The following is a 14,071-nucleotide window of genomic DNA, read 5'->3' as shown; positions in this document are numbered from 1 at the left end:
TTGTCAGTAAGGCCGATTGTTAGGTCATTTTCAATCAGGAAAGATAGATCCCGTTGAAACTTACCCTAAAAGAGGCCTTAACATGACGATTCCCGATTCCCCACTGAAACGACAAAAACTGGTGATCCTGGGCGGCACCAGCGGCATTGGCGCCGCGGTGGCCTACGCAGCGGCGGCACGCGGCGCTGAAGTGGTGCTGGCTTCGCGCCGCCTGCCCCACGCCGGGGAGAAAAACGACGCGCTGCGCCTGATGCAGGCCGACCTGACCGATGAAGCGTCGCTGCGCGCGCTGTTTGCCGCCGTCGGCGATTTCGATCATCTGGTGGTCACCGCCGGGCCGCTGGTGGAGGCCAAGCCGCTGGCGGAGACCGCCTTTGAACAGGCGCAGACCGACTTCAACGTCAAATTCTGGGGAAGCTTGCGCGCGGTGCAGGCTGCGCTGCCGACGCTGTCGCCGCAGGGCTCCATCACCCTGACTTCCGGCCAGCTGTCGCGTAAATACCTCGGCGGTCAGCTGGTCAAAACCGCCATCAACGCCGCACTGGAAGCGGCCGGCAAGCAGCTGGCGAAGGAGCTGGCACCGCGGCGGGTGAACGTGGTCAGCCCCGGCATCACCGCCACCGAAGCCTACGACGGCATGAGCGCCGCGCAGCGTCAGGCGCTGTTCAAACGGGTTGGCGGCAGCCTGCCGGTCGGCAGGGTCGGCCAGGCGGCCGACGTCGCGGCGGGTTACCTGCTGGCGATGGAGAACGGCTTCGTGACCGGCAGCGTGATCGACATCGACGGCGGTGGCCTGTTGTAACGGCAGCTAGAGCGCCGTTACACCCTGCGCGGCGGCCTGCTGTTCCAGCACGGTGATAATCTGGTAGGCCGAACGCGGCACCAGGCTGAAATCGCCGATCAGCAGGCGGTCGCTGACCGCCTCATCCAGCATCGCCCGGGCGCCGGCGCGCAGGATTTCCACCTGTTCCGGCGGCGTGCCTGCCGCTGTGATCAGCGGCAGTCCGGGCACCGCCGCCGTGCGGCCGATGATTTTCAGCCCCTCCAGCGCCTGCGGCTGCGCGCGGCGCAGCAGTTCCATGCTGATCGAATCGATGGCGGCGATATCCGCCTGCCCGCTGCGGATCAGCTTCAGCGACTGATAATGCGCGCCGGAAGCGATAGCCGTACCAAAGAATTTCCCGTCCTGCGCCAGCGGCGCGATCAGCGCGCGCAGGCCATTGTAGCCGGACTGGGAATCGGTGCTGTTATAGGCCACCGTCCGACCGCGAAAATCCGCCAGCCGTTCGCCGGGATCGCCCGCGCGCACCACCAGCCAGCTGCGGTAATTCGGCCCGTCGCACCCTTCAACCCGGTAATGGTAGGTGCCGATCAGCTGCACCTGCGACAGGGTGCTGACCAACGGATAACCGCAGGTTTGGCTGAGCAACAGATCGTCGCGCCGCCAGTGCTGCGCCAGATCGTCCGGCCAGCTGAGCCGTTCCGGCGCCGCCGGCAACCCCAGCCGCAGCAGCTTGCCACGCAATACCTGCCAGAAGGATTCGGCCTGCTCCCGGCCAACGCCGTACATCGGTAGAGACACCTGCATCATTTCCCCCTTACCCCGCCGGAGTGGTCGCCAGCGTCTGCTGGCGCCAGGCGGTGAGATAACGCACCCAACGTTCGAACAGCATATCGGTGATAATAGCCAACAACGCCACCACCGCCGCGCCCTGGATCACATAGGCGGTGTTAAACCCGCTCAGGCCGATGATGATCGGCGAGCCGAGGGTCTTGGTGCCGACGGTGGAAGCGATGGCCGCCGTGCCGATGTTGATGATCACCGACGTGCGGATCCCGGCGACGATCACCGGCGCCGCCAGCGGCAATTCGACCCGCCACAGAATTTGCCAGGCGCTCATCCCCACGCCGCGGGCAATCTCGCGCGTGGCGGGCGGCACCGATTCGATGCCCGCCAGCGTGCCCTGCAGGATCGGCAGCAGGCCGTACAGCACGAGCGCAATGATCGCCGGCTGTTCGCTGAAGCCCATCACCGGCACCGCTACCGCCAGCACCGCCACCGGCGGGAAGGTCTGCCCCACCGCCACCACCGTTTCCACCAGCGAACGAAACTCCCGGCCGCTGCGCCGGGTGACGGCCACGCCGGCCGCCACGCCGAGAGCCACCGCGATCAGGCTGGAGATCGCCACCAGCGACAGGTGCGCCCCCACCAGCGCGATAAAGCTGTCCTGCTGATAAATGGGCCGCTCCAGATCGGGGAACCAGGCGGCGAACAGGCCGCGCAGATGATCCATGCCGAACACCAGCGCCAACAGCAGCGCCAGCGTCCAGGGCAGCGGATCGCGCAGCAGGCGCCAGACGCGCCCGCTCATGACAGCGCCTGCCCGGCGATCAGATCGTTGAAGTGCAACACCCCCAACGCTTCACCCCGTTCATCCACCACCGGCAGGCAGTCGCTGCCGCGCGCCACAAACACCGACAGCGCCTCGCGCAGGCTCATGGCGGCGGCGATCGGCTCGCCCTCGGCGGCGCCGGGTCGCACCCGCTCCGCCACCGTCCCCAGCGACAGCAGCTTGATGCCGCGATCGCTGCGCCCGAAGAAATCCCGCACGAAGTCGTTGGCCGGCGCGGTCAGCAGCGCCAGCGGCGTGCCCTGTTGCACCACCCGCCCCTGATCGAGCAGCACCAGGCGGTCCGCCAAGCCCAGCGCTTCATCGATGTCGTGCGTCACCAGCACGATGGTGCGGCCGGAGAGCTGATGAATGCGCGCGATCTCCGCCTGTAGCGCCGCACGGGTGACCGGATCCAGCGCGCCGAACGGTTCGTCCATCAGCAACACCTCGGGATCGGCGGCCAATGCACGCGCTACCCCGACCCGCTGCTGCTGCCCGCCGGACAGCTGGTGCGGATAACGGCGACGAAACAGATCCGGCTCCAGATGCAACAGCTCCAACAGTTCGGTCACCCGATCGCGAATGCGCGCGCGCGGCCATTTCAGCAGCTGCGGCACGGTGGCGATGTTCTCCTCCACCGTCCAGTGCGGGAACAGGCCGATCGACTGGATCGCATAGCCCATGCGCCGCCGCAGATCCTGCGGTTTGAACGACTGGATCTCTTCGCCGGCAAAGAGAATCTTGCCCCGATCGTGTTCGATCAGGCGATTGATCATTTTTAACGTCGTGGACTTGCCGGAACCCGAGGTGCCGATCAACACGGTGAATTCGCCCTCGGCGATGTGCAGCGTGAGATCGTCGACCGCCGGCTTGCCCTGAAAAATTTTACTGACTTGCTCAAAGTGAATCATCGGCGCGATACGTCCAGGATTGAAACCCAAAATTTAAACAGCGAATCGACGATGACCGCCATCATGACCACCGGGATCACCCCCAGCAGAACCAGATCCAGCGCGCTGCTGAGCAGCCCCTGGAACACGATGGCGCCAAAGCCGCCAGCGCCGATCAGCGCCGCCACCACCGCCATGCCGACGGTTTGCACCGCCAGGATACGCACGCCGGTCAGGAACAGCGGCAGCGCCAACGGCAGCTGCACGCGCAGGAAGATCTGCCCGCGCGTCAGCCCCATGCCGGTGGCGGATTCGATCACCCCGGCCGGCACGCTTTGCAGCCCCGCCACCACGCTGCGCACCAGCGGCAACAGCGCGTACAGCACCAGCGCCACGATCGCCGGCGCCATGCCGATGCCGCTGACGCCGTGCTCCGCCAGCCAGGGCACCGCCGTCGCTAACCCCGCCAATGGCGCGATCAGCAGGCCGAACAGCGCGATGGACGGCACGGTCTGGATAATGTTCAGCGCGGAGAAAATCGGCCGTTGCCAGCGCTCGGAGCGAAAACACAGCACCCCGAGCGGCACGCCGATCGCCAGCGCCGGCGCCATCGTCGCCAGCAGAATCGTCAGGTGCTGCAGCAGCGCGGCGTCAAACACCTCCTGGCGATTGTGGTACTCCTTCAGCAGCGACAGCTGATCGAGCTGATGCCCGAACAGCAGCAGCGCCGGCGGCACCAGCACCAGCGCGTTGCCCAGCATGCGCCACAGGTGCGACGCGGTGATGCGCGCCATGGCGTCGGCGGCGATCAGCAGGCTCAGCGCCATCGTCAGCCAGCATCCGCTGCCCCAGGAGGTGCGCGCCAGGCGCGATCCCTCTTGCGCCAGGCGTTCGGCGGCCTGCCCGCTGATCCAGAAAGCCAGCGTCAGCACCCCACAGGCGGCCAGCGCCGCCAGCAGCGCCCGCCACCGCGTCGGCGGCAACAGGCTGAGGATCGCCAACGCCGCCAGCGGCAACAGCAGCCACAGCGCCGGGCCGTGCAGCAGGGAGAACAAGGAGAGACTTTTGCCCGACAACAGGCGATTGGGGGCATAACTGAGGAACGGCAGGCCGAAAGCGGCCAGCAGCAACAGCATGAACAGCGTCAACAAGACGCGATGTTTTACGACGATAGTCAAAGAAACGCTCCGGCTCCCTCGGTTTACCCCCTCTCCCGACGGCAGAGGGGGCACCTCGGCATTATCCCTTAACAAACCCTTTCTCTTTCAGGTAAGCGGCCGCCACCTGTTTGGCGTCCTGGCCTTCCACGGCGATCTGCGCATTGAGTTTTTGCAGCGTCGGCCCGTCCAGCGAGGCGAACACCGGCTTGAGCAGCTCAGGCAGATTGGCGTGCGCCTTCAGCGCCGCTTCACGCACGATCGGCGCTGGCGCGTAGATCGGCTGTACGCCTTTCGGGTCCGCCAGCGTCTGCAACCCCAGCGCCGCCACCGGGCCATCGGTGCCGTAGGCCATCGCCGCGTTGACGCCGGAGGTCTGCTCCGCCGCCGCCTTGATGGTCACCGCCGTGTCACCGCCGGCCAACGACAGCAGTTGGTCCTGATTCAGTTTGAAGCCATAGGCATTCTGGAACGCCGGCAGCGCATCCGGCCGCTCGATAAATTCCGCCGAGGCCGCCAGCTTGAACTTGCCGCCGCCGTTGATCCACTTGCCGAGATCCGACAGCGTCTTCAGATGGTTGGCCTCCGCCACGTCCTGACGAATGGCGATGGTCCAGGTGTTGTTGGCCGGCGCCGCATCCAGCCAGACGATTTTGTTTTTGTCGTAGTCGAGCTTTTTCACCTTCTCGAAGCCGGCCTGGGCGTTCTTCCACGCCGGATCTTTCTCATCGGAGAAGAAAAACGCGCCGTTGCCGGTGTATTCCGGGTAGATGTCGATCTCGCCGGAGGTGATGGCGCCGCGCAGCACTTTGGTGGTGCCGAGCTGCAGCTTGTTGGTGGTCTTGATGCCGTTGGCTTCCAGCACCTGCACGATGAGGTTGCCGAGCAGCGAACCTTCGGTATCGATCTTGGAGCCGACGCGCACCGAGTCGGCCGCCTGCGCCAGACCGCCGGTGGCCAGCAGGGCCAGTGCGACGGCAAAGGAACGTCCGCGTGATAAGGTGATTGCCATACTTTTCCTCTGGTTATATGTTTTCCGGCTCATGGGCCGGTTAGGTTGGAAAATCCTGAGAAACGCGCTTCCAGCGCGCAATAAATTTTTCCGTCGGCAGAGCATCGCCTTCCCCCTGCGGTTCATCGGCGCGCAATGGATGCACGCCAACGTCGATCGGCGTCAGGGCGTAATCGCGCAGCCACTCGCCATAGCCTTGCGCGACAAATCCCTGACTGCGCCGCTGATACGCCTCACGCTCCGCCAGATAGACTTCGCGCAAACCATACCAGGGCAGGCCGGGCAGATCGTGATGCACTAAATGGTAGTTCAGATTGAGAAACAGTAGCCGCCACGGCCAGCCCGCCTCATTAATAATAGAACGTGCCTGCGGTGCGTCCACGGCGCGATGCTCAAAAAACGATCTTACCTTGGTCAGCGCCAGCGCCGGGTAGCTGATGACCAGCAGGTAAAACGCCGTGCCGATACCCTGCGCCTGCAGCCAGTTCAGCAACATCGCCAACAGCGACAGGTGTACCAACCACCTCGCCCAGGCGCGCCACTCCCCGGCGGCAAGCGCTTTCACCGCCCCGGCCAGGGTCGCGGCGATATCCAGCGCCGGGCCGAGAAGCACCCGGCCGATCAGCGTATTGCGCACGGCAGCCAGCAGCGGCAACAGGCGGGGATAGCGCCGCCACTGCGCGGCGCTGAAGTAATAGCTTTCGGGATCTTCGTACGGATCGGTCAGGTGGTCGTTGCGGTGGTGGCGCAGATGCGAATCGCGATACAGCCCGTAGGGATACCACACCGCCAGCGGCAACAGGCCGAACAGCTGATTGACGCGCGGCCAGCGCGTCGGATGGCCGTGGATCAGCTCGTGTTGCAACGACAGGTACCAGGTGGTCAGGAGGATCAACAGCGGCGCGCCAAGCCACGGGCCCAGCGTTTGCCATCCCATCGCCACGCCGAACCAGCCGCCGTACACCGCCGCCATGATCCCCCAGGTGGGCAATTCCATTCGCCAATACCGGCGCCGATAAAGCTGCCTGATTCGTTCGCGCTGTTCGGGGTGCAAATAGTGGGCGTGGGACATGCTGCGGCTCGCGGTAAGAGATTTTCTCCCAGTATCCGTGAGCCGTAGCGGCGTTCAAAATAACGAAAATGGCAAAGCTAAGTGAAAATTCAGCGGGTTGCGTACTCGTAAAAGCGAAAAAACGGGCCGCGGAGGCGGTAATATCAGTCAGTTAAACCTGACTGGCATTTTTTATCCCATCTTTGTGTGTTTCGTGTAGCCTGAATTGCCGTAAATGTTCCGCATTTCTCTGTTACTACAATGAACGGCAATTGGAGGGGCCGAAGGCGCGGCCCCTCCACCCGCGCCTTCGCTTAACACCGTCTGTCCGCTGTGCGGATACCCTCGCCGCGTCTGCATTGTCGGGCGGGTCGGCTGCGACAAACGTCCCTGTTAGTCTCGCCTCAACCGGCTTTCCCTGGCCGGTTGCCCCTGACAACGCCGTCTTGCTCGGCAGCCGGTGATGCACACTAAAGGTCAACACCCAAGCAGGCAGCTACCGCGCTATCTGTCCGTTATGAGTTTATGGCAGAGAAGAGGAATTGGAGATGAGCACGGTATTGGACGCCCTTGAAGACGCCGAACGCAGGCATAGCGCATTAGGAGAAACCGCCATGGACGGCGGTTTCAGGTGAGACAGGCAGGGACGCCTGTCGCAACCGGCCTCAATGCGCTATGGCGGAGGGAGGGGAGTTGGCAAAGCCAACCGTCTGATAGGGCAAAGGCGCGGGTTGCCAGGGGCCGCGCCTTCGGCCCCTGGCTCGGTCGAGGTGCAGGAGCCTCATGATGCACCTCTCATTTATCGACCGAAAACGTCACGAGTACTTCAAAAAAAACGCTAACAGACAAGCATTAACCGCGCAGGCGGCCCGTCCTTTACCTCCCTTCAGGGAACGAAATCGAGCACCACGGCGTTGAACAGCGCGTACTCAGTGGCGGTGGCCATCGGCGGAAACTGCGCGTGCTGCACCGCCGCGCTGGCCGCTGCGCACAGTGGCGCGTCGCCTCTTACGATCTTGCTGCTCGCCAGCTTGCCGTCCGGCCGCAGACGAATGCTGATGGTGCAGCGTTGGCCGCGCGCGCGTTCAGGCAAACGCAGCTCGCGGCTCACCGCGTTATGCACCCGCACCGGATAGCTGAGCGGTGCCGTGGCCTGCGTCTCGGCCTGCGGCTCCGGCAACGGGATGCCGGCCTGACGCCCGGTGCTGCAGCCGCTCAGCAACAACAACGCCAACAGGCCTAGTGTTTTTTTCATTCCCGATGTCCTTATTGGGGGATTTATCCTTATCGAGCGGCCCTCACTGCGCCGCCGGGTAAGCCTCGCCGTCATCCGCGAAACGCTGCAGCCGCTCACGCCACCACTTGGCCGCCAGACCGCTGGCGCTTTCCCGCCAGCCGAAATAGGCAACGTCGCTGCAGCGTTCAGATTCCACGCGTTTCGCCACCAGTTCCCCGCTGTTCAGGTAAGGTTCCGCCAGAGAACGCGGCAGATAGCCGCAGCCCAGCCCGGCCAATTGCGCCTGCAGCTTGGCGTCGAAGCCGAAGACCGTCAGCGTATCCTGTTCTTCCAGCAGGTTCAGGCTCTGCGGCGCGTTGACCCGCGAGGTGTCGCGCACCACCACCGCCCGGTGCTGACGGATTTCGTCCTTCGGCAACGGTTCCTGCAGCGCCGCCAGCGGATGCTTCGGCGCGACGGCGAACACGTAATCCAGCTGCCCCAGCCGGCTGAACGCATAGCCCACCCGCGACGGCGGCTCGCAGATGGCGCCGATGATAATGTCGGCGCAGCCATAAACCAGCGATTCCCAGGAACCGGCCAGCACCTCGTGGCTGAAACGCAGCCGGGTATGATGATGCTGCCGATAGAACTCGTCGATCAGCGGCAATAGGCGGGCGAACGGGAAGGAAGCGTCGATCCCGAGCGTGATCTCGCTTTCCCAGCCGTTCTCCACGTAGCGCGCCTGCTGCTCCAGATCCTGCGCCGCTCGCAGCAGCACCCGGCCTTTTTCCAGCATCAGCTTGCCGGTATCGGTGAACTTCGCCCGGTGGCCGGAGCGGTCCAGCAGGGTGATGTCGAGATCGTTCTCCAGCTTCTGCACCATATAGCTCAGCGCCGAAGGGGTTTTAAACAGTGCGGCGGCCGCGGCGGCGAAAGATCCGTGCCGGTCCAGCGCGTCCAAAATCAGCAACGCTTCCAGGTTTAATCTCATGCTTTCTCCCGTGTATAAAAAAACTCAACAAGTCGGCAAAAATTCTGCGGTATCTTTGAAATCGCCCTCTGCCTACCATGGGTTTTATCGGCGTTACACTCATCAGATGTTCAACCGAGATATCACTGGGAAGGTAAATTATGTCCAAGTTTCAACTGCTTGATAAAGACAACTCCGCACTGATTTTTATCGACCATCAACCGCAAATGGCCTTCGGCGTGGCTAATATTGATCGTCAGCAACTGAAAAACAACGTTGTTGGCTTGGCGAAGGCAGGCAAGATTTTCAACGTCCCTACCCTTTTCACCTCAGTCGAAACCGAAAGCTTCAGCGGCTATATCTGGCCGGAACTGCTGGCGGTACACCCTGAAATCACCCCGATTGAACGCACCTCGATGAACTCCTGGGAAGACGCGGCCTTCGTTAAAGCCGTGGAAGCCACCGGCCGCAAAAAGCTGGTGATCTCCGCGCTGTGGACCGAAGTGTGCCTGACCTTCCCTGCGCTGATGGCGCTGGAAGCCGGCTATGAAGTGTATGTGGTGACCGACACCTCTGGCGGCACCTCCGTCGATGCGCACGAGCGTTCGATCGAGCGCATGGTGCAGGCCGGCGCCGTGCCGGTGACCTGGCAGCAGGTGCTGCTGGAGTACCAGCGCGACTGGGCGCGCAAAGACACCTACGACGCGGTGATGGCGCTGGTGCGCGAACACAGCGGCGCGTACGGCATGGGCGTCGACTACGCTTACACCATGGTGCACCACGCACCGGCTCGCACGGTGAAATAATCCCTTGCCCCGGCCCTGCGCCGGGGTATTTTCAGGAGTCGGTTTTATGGCCCATCCGCAGCATGTCACGCTGGTGATCACCCACCGTTTGGCGCCGGGGAACGAGCAGGCCTATGAGGCCTGGCTGAACCGCATCATGCCCGACGCCGCGGGCTTCACCGGCCATTTGGGCGTCAACGTCATCCGCCCTTCCGGCGACGAACAGGCCTATACGGTGTTGGTCCGCTTCGACAACCTCGACAACCTGTACCGCTGGATCCACTCGCCGCTGCGCAAGCAATACATCGAAGAAGTCACCCCGCTGCTGCTGGAGAGCGACCATATCGAGATCCGCCCAGGCGCGGAGTTCTGGTTTACCCCACCCAACCCCGGCGTGCGCCAGCCGCCCCAGTGGAAGCAGTTCATCATCACCCTGCTGGTGATTTTCCCTTCCACCAATCTGGTGCCCTGGTTTTGGGGGTTGGTGCTGCCGCAGTTGGACGGCACGCTGCTCGGCCATTTTCTCAATGACGCCACCGTGGTCGCCCTGGTGGTGTACCTGTGGATGCCTATCGTGACTCGCGTTTTTCATCAATGGCTGACCCGCCGCTAGGCGGTTCGCCGGGAGAATGTTATGAACCACCACGCTTCATTGATCATCACCAACGGCAAGTTTCACACCGTCGATCGCCAAAATCCCACCGCACAGGCGGTCGCCATCCGCGACGGCAAGTTTCTGGCGGTCGGCAGCGAAAGCGAAGTCATGCAGCACGCCGGGCCGGAAACCCAGGTGATCGATCTGCACGGCCACACCGCCATTCCGGGCCTGAACGACTCGCACCTGCACCTGATCCGCGGCGGCCTGAACTATAACCTGGAGCTGCGCTGGGAAGGCGTACCTTCGCTGGCCGACGCCCTGCGCATGTTGAAAGAACAGGCGCTGCGCACGCCGAACCCGCAGTGGGTACGGGTAGTCGGCGGCTGGACCGAATTCCAGTTCGCCGAGCGCCGCATGCCGACGCTGGACGAGATCAACCAGGCGGCGCCGGACACGCCGGTGTTCATTCTGCACCTCTACGATCGCGCGCTGCTCAACCGCGCGGCGCTGAAGGTGGTCGGCTACACCAAAGACACGCCGAACCCGCCCGGCGGCGAGATCCAGCGCGACGCCAACGGCAACCCGACCGGCATGCTGATCGCCAAGCCCAACGCCATGATCCTCTACGCCACGCTGGCGAAAGGGCCGAAGCTGCCGCTGGAGCAGCAGGTCAACTCCACCCGCCAGTTTATGCGCGAGCTGAACCGTCTGGGCCTCACCAGCGCCATCGACGCCGGCGGCGGCTTCCAGAACTACCCGGAGGATTATCAGGTGATCGCCGAGCTGCACGAGAAAAAGCAGCTGACCCTCCGCATCGCCTATAACCTGTTCACCCAGCGGCCGAAGCAGGAGCTGGAAGACTTCGAGCTGTGGACCGACATGCTCAAGCCGGGCCAGGGCACCGACTTCTATCGCCACAACGGCGCCGGCGAGATGCTGGTGTTCTCCGCCGCCGATTTCGAAGACTTCCTGCAGCCGCGCCCGGATCTGCCGCCGGGCACCGAAGACGAGCTGGAACGGGTGGTGCGCCATCTGGTCGAGCACCGCTGGCCGTTCCGCCTGCACGCCACCTATGACGAATCCATCAGCCGCATGTTGGACGTGTTCGAGAAGGTGAACCGCGACATTCCGTTCAACGGGCTGCACTGGCTGTTCGATCACGCCGAAACCATTACCGAGCGCAATATCGAGCGGGTCAAGGCATTGGGCGGCGGCATTGCGGTGCAGCACCGCATGGCGTTCCAGGGCGAATATTTCGCCGACCGCTACGGCATCGGAGCCACCAAACATACGCCGCCGGTGGCGAAAATGCTGGCGGCCGAACTGCCGGTCGGACTGGGCACCGACGCCACCCGCGTCGCCAGCTACAACCCGTGGACGGCGCTGTACTGGCTGGTTTCCGGCCGCACCGTCGGCGGCATGGCGATGTACGACGACAGCGCCCGCCTGGATCGCGAAACGGCGCTGATGCTGTGGACGCAAGGCAGCGCCTGGTTCTCCACCGAACAGGGCAAGAAAGGCCAGATCAAGGTCGGCCAGTTGGCGGATGTGGCGGTGCTGTCGCAGGACTATTTCAGCGTGCCAGAAGAGCAGATCAAAGGCATCGAGTCGGTGATGACGGTGGTGGACGGCAAGGTGGTCTACGCCGCCGGCAGCTTCTCGCCGCTGGCGCCGCCGCCGCTGCCGGTGCTGCCGGAGTGGTCGCCGGTCACCCAGGTGCCGGGCCACTACCGCTCCGCGCCGCCGTCGGCGGCGGCCAAAGTCGGCGTACTGAGCCAGGCGCACCAATGCTGCGGCCCGTGCGGTGTACACGCGCATCAGCATGACATTGCGCGCCGCTCCAGCATCCCGGTGTCGGACGAGAATGCCTTCTGGGGCGCGTTCGGCTGTTCGTGCTTCTCATTCTAAGTTGCCAGGTCAGCAACTTATTATGTAACTAGCTTAATAAGATATTAAGTTAGCAACATAGCAAACTAATGGCGCTGTCCACGGGAGAGCGCCATTTCATTTTCAATCGCGGTTGATCTCCAGCCAGCGCCGCTGCTCGGCGGAGGCGGCTATCGCATCCAGCACGCAAGACACCTTCCAGCCTTCTTCAAAGTCCGGCCACATGCGATCGCCCGCGGCGATGCCATTGACCAGATCGCGGATCTCCACCGTCTTCTGATCGTTAAAGCCGATGCCGTGCCCGGCGCTGATGCAGAACGCCGCGTAGTCCGGGTGCTTCGGCCCTACCAACAGCGTTTTGAACCCTTGCCGCTCCGCCGGCTCATCGTGCCGATACAGCTTCAGCTCCGCCATCCGTTCCTGGGTATAGCTCAGCGTGCCCTTGGTGCCGGTGACCACATAGGTCAGCCCCATCTTGCGCCCGCAGGCAATGCGCGAGGTTTCGATAGTGCCCATCGCCCCGCCAGCGAAACGCAGCAGCGCGCTGGCCTGATCTTCGTTTTCCACCGGCAGCAGGCGCGCCGGGTCTTGCGGATCCGGACGCTGTTTGATCACGGTCTGCATATCGCCGGAAACCGCCACGATATCGCCCACCAGGTAGTGGGCCATATTGACGATGTGCGCCGCCAGATCCCCCAGCGCACCCAGCCCGGCGCTGGCGCGACGGCAATGCCAGTCAATCGGCGTGCGCGGGTCAGCCAGATAATCCTCATTGTGGGTGCCGTAAAAATGCACCACTTCGCCGATTTCGCCGTTGGCGATGATCTCGCGCGCCAGCTGGCTGGTCGGGTTCTTCATGTAGTTGAAACCGACCAGCGTTTTTACGCCCTTGGCGCGGGCGGCCTGCACCATCTCCGCCGCGTCGGCGGCGTCCAGCGCCAGCGGCTTTTCCGAATACACGTGCTTGCCGTGGCGTATCGCCTCCAGCGCCATCTCTTTGTGCAAGAAGTTGGGCGCGCAGATGTCCACCACGTCGATCGCCGGATCGGCCACCAGCTGCCGCCAATCGCCGGTCGAACGCGCAAAACCGAACTCGGTGGCGCGCTGCGCCGCCAGCTCGGGCGTCACTTCCGCCAGCATCTCCAGCACCAGCTCCCCTTTCAGAGGAAAGACCGTGGCGGCCTGCGCATAGGCGATAGCGTGACAACGCCCGATATAACCGGTGCCGATTAACCCAACGCGTACCTGTTTCATCATTTTCTCCCGTGATCGACATCCTGCATAGAACAAGGCGCTGCTTAATGAAACGCGCCGGTTGATAACGGGTTTATATGGAATATAAATTTCAATAACAAGCGCACGGAAAAATAAAGTTCATATTCGTGATGCCGTTCATGAAACGTTGACGGGATGATGCAACGGGGAAAGTCCGGACACGGGGGTCGTATCCGGACGAGATAAAATGAATCGTTTATTTCATATCAAGGTAAACCGTTGGCGCCGTGCTGCACGTAGCCGGGGCGTTGCAGCAGGCGCTGCTGATAGGCCGCCAGCGCCGCATAATTCGGCCGCTCGAACGGCGTCATCAGCCAGCGGTTTAGTGACAGCCCCAGCACCACGTCCGCCAGCGTAAAGGCGGCGCCGGCGGCATAAGGGCCGTGCTGCGCCAGATGCCTGTCCAGCAACCCCATCAGCCGGTTCCACTCGCACTCGGCGGCGGCCAGGCTGGCAGCATCCTGATAATCCGCATGCCCACGCACCCGAGACATGAACACATAGCGCCACGCGCCGTTCAGATCGGTGGCCTGCCAGTCCATCCACATCTCCACCGCCGCGCGCGCGCCGGGTTCCTGCGGCAGCAGATCGCGGCGCCCTTCTCGCCCCACCAGATAGCGGCAGATGGTGTTCGACTCCCACAGCACCCGCTCGCCGTCGATCAGCACCGGCACCAGGCCGTTGGGATTCAGCGCCAGAAACGCCGGCTCCTGCGTGGAGCGAAAGCCGCTGCCCCAGTCCTCCCGCGCCAACGGCAGCCCCAGTTCCTGGCAGGTCCACAACACCTTGCGCACGTTGATCGATGAAGCCTTGCCCAAGACTCTCAGCATCGGT

The 14,071-nt window shown here is 63.4% G+C and carries 14 protein-coding genes; 4 read left to right on the top strand and 10 right to left on the bottom strand.

The genetic code is table 11. From position 1 onward, the window contains the following. Positions 1–82: 82 nt before the first annotated feature. Positions 83–802: an SDR family oxidoreductase gene (locus QDT79_RS11285; protein WP_063988784.1), complete on the top strand. Its 720-nt coding sequence runs from the start codon at positions 83–85 to the stop codon at positions 800–802. A gap of 6 nt (positions 803–808) precedes the next feature. Here QDT79_RS11285 and QDT79_RS11280 read toward each other — a convergent pair whose 3' ends face one another. From QDT79_RS11280 to QDT79_RS11245, 8 genes are all read right to left on the bottom strand, one after another. Beyond that, positions 809–1,570 carry a phosphate/phosphite/phosphonate ABC transporter substrate-binding protein gene (locus tag QDT79_RS11280; protein WP_080473363.1) on the bottom strand — a complete coding sequence of 254 codons (762 nt, stop codon included), beginning with the start codon at positions 1,568–1,570 and terminating at the stop codon, positions 809–811. A 28-nt stretch (positions 1,571–1,598) separates the two neighbouring features. After that, a complete protein-coding gene (locus QDT79_RS11275; RefSeq protein ID WP_048233049.1) occupies positions 1,599–2,372 on the bottom strand; it encodes an ABC transporter permease in 774 nt (257 codons plus the stop codon). Then, positions 2,369–3,304 carry an ABC transporter ATP-binding protein gene (locus QDT79_RS11270; RefSeq protein ID WP_033637623.1) on the bottom strand — a complete coding sequence of 312 codons (936 nt, stop codon included), beginning with the start codon at positions 3,302–3,304 and terminating at the stop codon, positions 2,369–2,371. Before QDT79_RS11270 ends, QDT79_RS11275 begins: the two co-directional genes overlap by 4 nt. Then, a complete protein-coding gene (locus QDT79_RS11265; protein ID WP_304574453.1) occupies positions 3,301–4,455 on the bottom strand; it encodes an ABC transporter permease in 1,155 nt (384 codons plus the stop codon). Before QDT79_RS11265 ends, QDT79_RS11270 begins: the two co-directional genes overlap by 4 nt. Positions 4,456–4,522: 67 nt before the next feature. Beyond that, on the bottom strand, positions 4,523–5,452 hold the full coding sequence (gene osmF / locus QDT79_RS11260; protein ID WP_060442279.1) for a glycine betaine ABC transporter substrate-binding protein OsmF: 930 nt from the start codon (positions 5,450–5,452) through the stop codon (positions 4,523–4,525). Positions 5,453–5,492: 40 nt separating this feature from the next. Beyond that, complete coding sequence (locus tag QDT79_RS11255) at positions 5,493–6,524, bottom strand: fatty acid desaturase (protein ID WP_308316506.1); 1,032 nt, start codon at positions 6,522–6,524, stop codon at positions 5,493–5,495. 865 nt (positions 6,525–7,389) lie between these two features. Then, complete coding sequence (locus tag QDT79_RS11250; protein ID WP_308316505.1) at positions 7,390–7,758, bottom strand: cell envelope integrity TolA C-terminal domain-containing protein; 369 nt, start codon at positions 7,756–7,758, stop codon at positions 7,390–7,392. A 43-nt stretch (positions 7,759–7,801) separates the two neighbouring features. Further along, on the bottom strand, positions 7,802–8,713 hold the full coding sequence (locus QDT79_RS11245; protein WP_308316504.1) for a LysR substrate-binding domain-containing protein: 912 nt from the start codon (positions 8,711–8,713) through the stop codon (positions 7,802–7,804). 140 nt (positions 8,714–8,853) lie between these two features. On the opposite strand from QDT79_RS11245, the gene QDT79_RS11240 reads away from it, so the two are divergent. The 3 genes from QDT79_RS11240 to QDT79_RS11230 are packed head-to-tail and all read left to right on the top strand — an operon-like array spanning position 8,854 to position 11,983. Further along, positions 8,854–9,498 carry a hydrolase gene (locus tag QDT79_RS11240; RefSeq protein ID WP_046686653.1) on the top strand — a complete coding sequence of 215 codons (645 nt, stop codon included), beginning with the start codon at positions 8,854–8,856 and terminating at the stop codon, positions 9,496–9,498. Positions 9,499–9,544: 46 nt separating this feature from the next. Continuing rightward, on the top strand, positions 9,545–10,090 hold the full coding sequence (locus QDT79_RS11235) for an antibiotic biosynthesis monooxygenase (protein ID WP_038880135.1): 546 nt from the start codon (positions 9,545–9,547) through the stop codon (positions 10,088–10,090). 21 nt (positions 10,091–10,111) lie between these two features. Continuing rightward, the gene (locus QDT79_RS11230; protein WP_308316503.1) at positions 10,112–11,983 is read left to right on the top strand and encodes an amidohydrolase; all 1,872 of its coding nucleotides are present in this window, start codon (positions 10,112–10,114) and stop codon (positions 11,981–11,983) included. Between the two features lie 102 nt (positions 11,984–12,085). Here QDT79_RS11230 and QDT79_RS11225 read toward each other — a convergent pair whose 3' ends face one another. After that, the gene (locus tag QDT79_RS11225; RefSeq protein WP_063991271.1) at positions 12,086–13,216 is read right to left on the bottom strand and encodes a Gfo/Idh/MocA family protein; all 1,131 of its coding nucleotides are present in this window, start codon (positions 13,214–13,216) and stop codon (positions 12,086–12,088) included. Between the two features lie 227 nt (positions 13,217–13,443). Next, positions 13,444–14,067, bottom strand: a complete 624-nt coding sequence (locus QDT79_RS11220) for a glutathione S-transferase family protein (RefSeq protein ID WP_308316502.1) — start codon at positions 14,065–14,067, stop codon at positions 13,444–13,446. Positions 14,068–14,071 lie beyond the last annotated feature (4 nt).

This window comes from Serratia marcescens (assembly GCF_029846115.1).
GTDB lineage: Bacteria > Pseudomonadota > Gammaproteobacteria > Enterobacterales > Enterobacteriaceae > Serratia > Serratia marcescens_L.
Note: the sequence above shows the minus strand (reverse complement) of the source record. Positions and strands in the feature narration are given on the sequence as shown.

Bases quoted from the DNA above. Each gene is read 5' to 3' on its own strand.
- QDT79_RS11285 (WP_063988784.1), top strand. From the start codon at position 83: ATGACGATTCCCGATTCCCCACTGAAACGACAAAAACTGGTGATCCTG.
- QDT79_RS11280 (WP_080473363.1), bottom strand. From the start codon at position 1,570: ATGTACGGCGTTGGCCGGGAGCAGGCCGAATCCTTCTGGCAGGTATTG.
- QDT79_RS11275 (WP_048233049.1), bottom strand. From the start codon at position 2,372: ATGAGCGGGCGCGTCTGGCGCCTGCTGCGCGATCCGCTGCCCTGGACG.
- QDT79_RS11270 (WP_033637623.1), bottom strand. From the start codon at position 3,304: ATGATTCACTTTGAGCAAGTCAGTAAAATTTTTCAGGGCAAGCCGGCG.
- osmF (WP_060442279.1), bottom strand. From the start codon at position 5,452: ATGGCAATCACCTTATCACGCGGACGTTCCTTTGCCGTCGCACTGGCC.
- QDT79_RS11255 (WP_308316506.1), bottom strand. From the start codon at position 6,524: ATGTCCCACGCCCACTATTTGCACCCCGAACAGCGCGAACGAATCAGG.
- QDT79_RS11250 (WP_308316505.1), bottom strand. From the start codon at position 7,758: ATGAAAAAAACACTAGGCCTGTTGGCGTTGTTGTTGCTGAGCGGCTGC.
- QDT79_RS11245 (WP_308316504.1), bottom strand. From the start codon at position 8,713: ATGAGATTAAACCTGGAAGCGTTGCTGATTTTGGACGCGCTGGACCGG.
- QDT79_RS11240 (WP_046686653.1), top strand. From the start codon at position 8,854: ATGTCCAAGTTTCAACTGCTTGATAAAGACAACTCCGCACTGATTTTT.
- QDT79_RS11235 (WP_038880135.1), top strand. From the start codon at position 9,545: ATGGCCCATCCGCAGCATGTCACGCTGGTGATCACCCACCGTTTGGCG.
- QDT79_RS11230 (WP_308316503.1), top strand. From the start codon at position 10,112: ATGAACCACCACGCTTCATTGATCATCACCAACGGCAAGTTTCACACC.
- QDT79_RS11225 (WP_063991271.1), bottom strand. From the start codon at position 13,216: ATGAAACAGGTACGCGTTGGGTTAATCGGCACCGGTTATATCGGGCGT.
- QDT79_RS11220 (WP_308316502.1), bottom strand. From the start codon at position 14,067: ATGCTGAGAGTCTTGGGCAAGGCTTCATCGATCAACGTGCGCAAGGTG.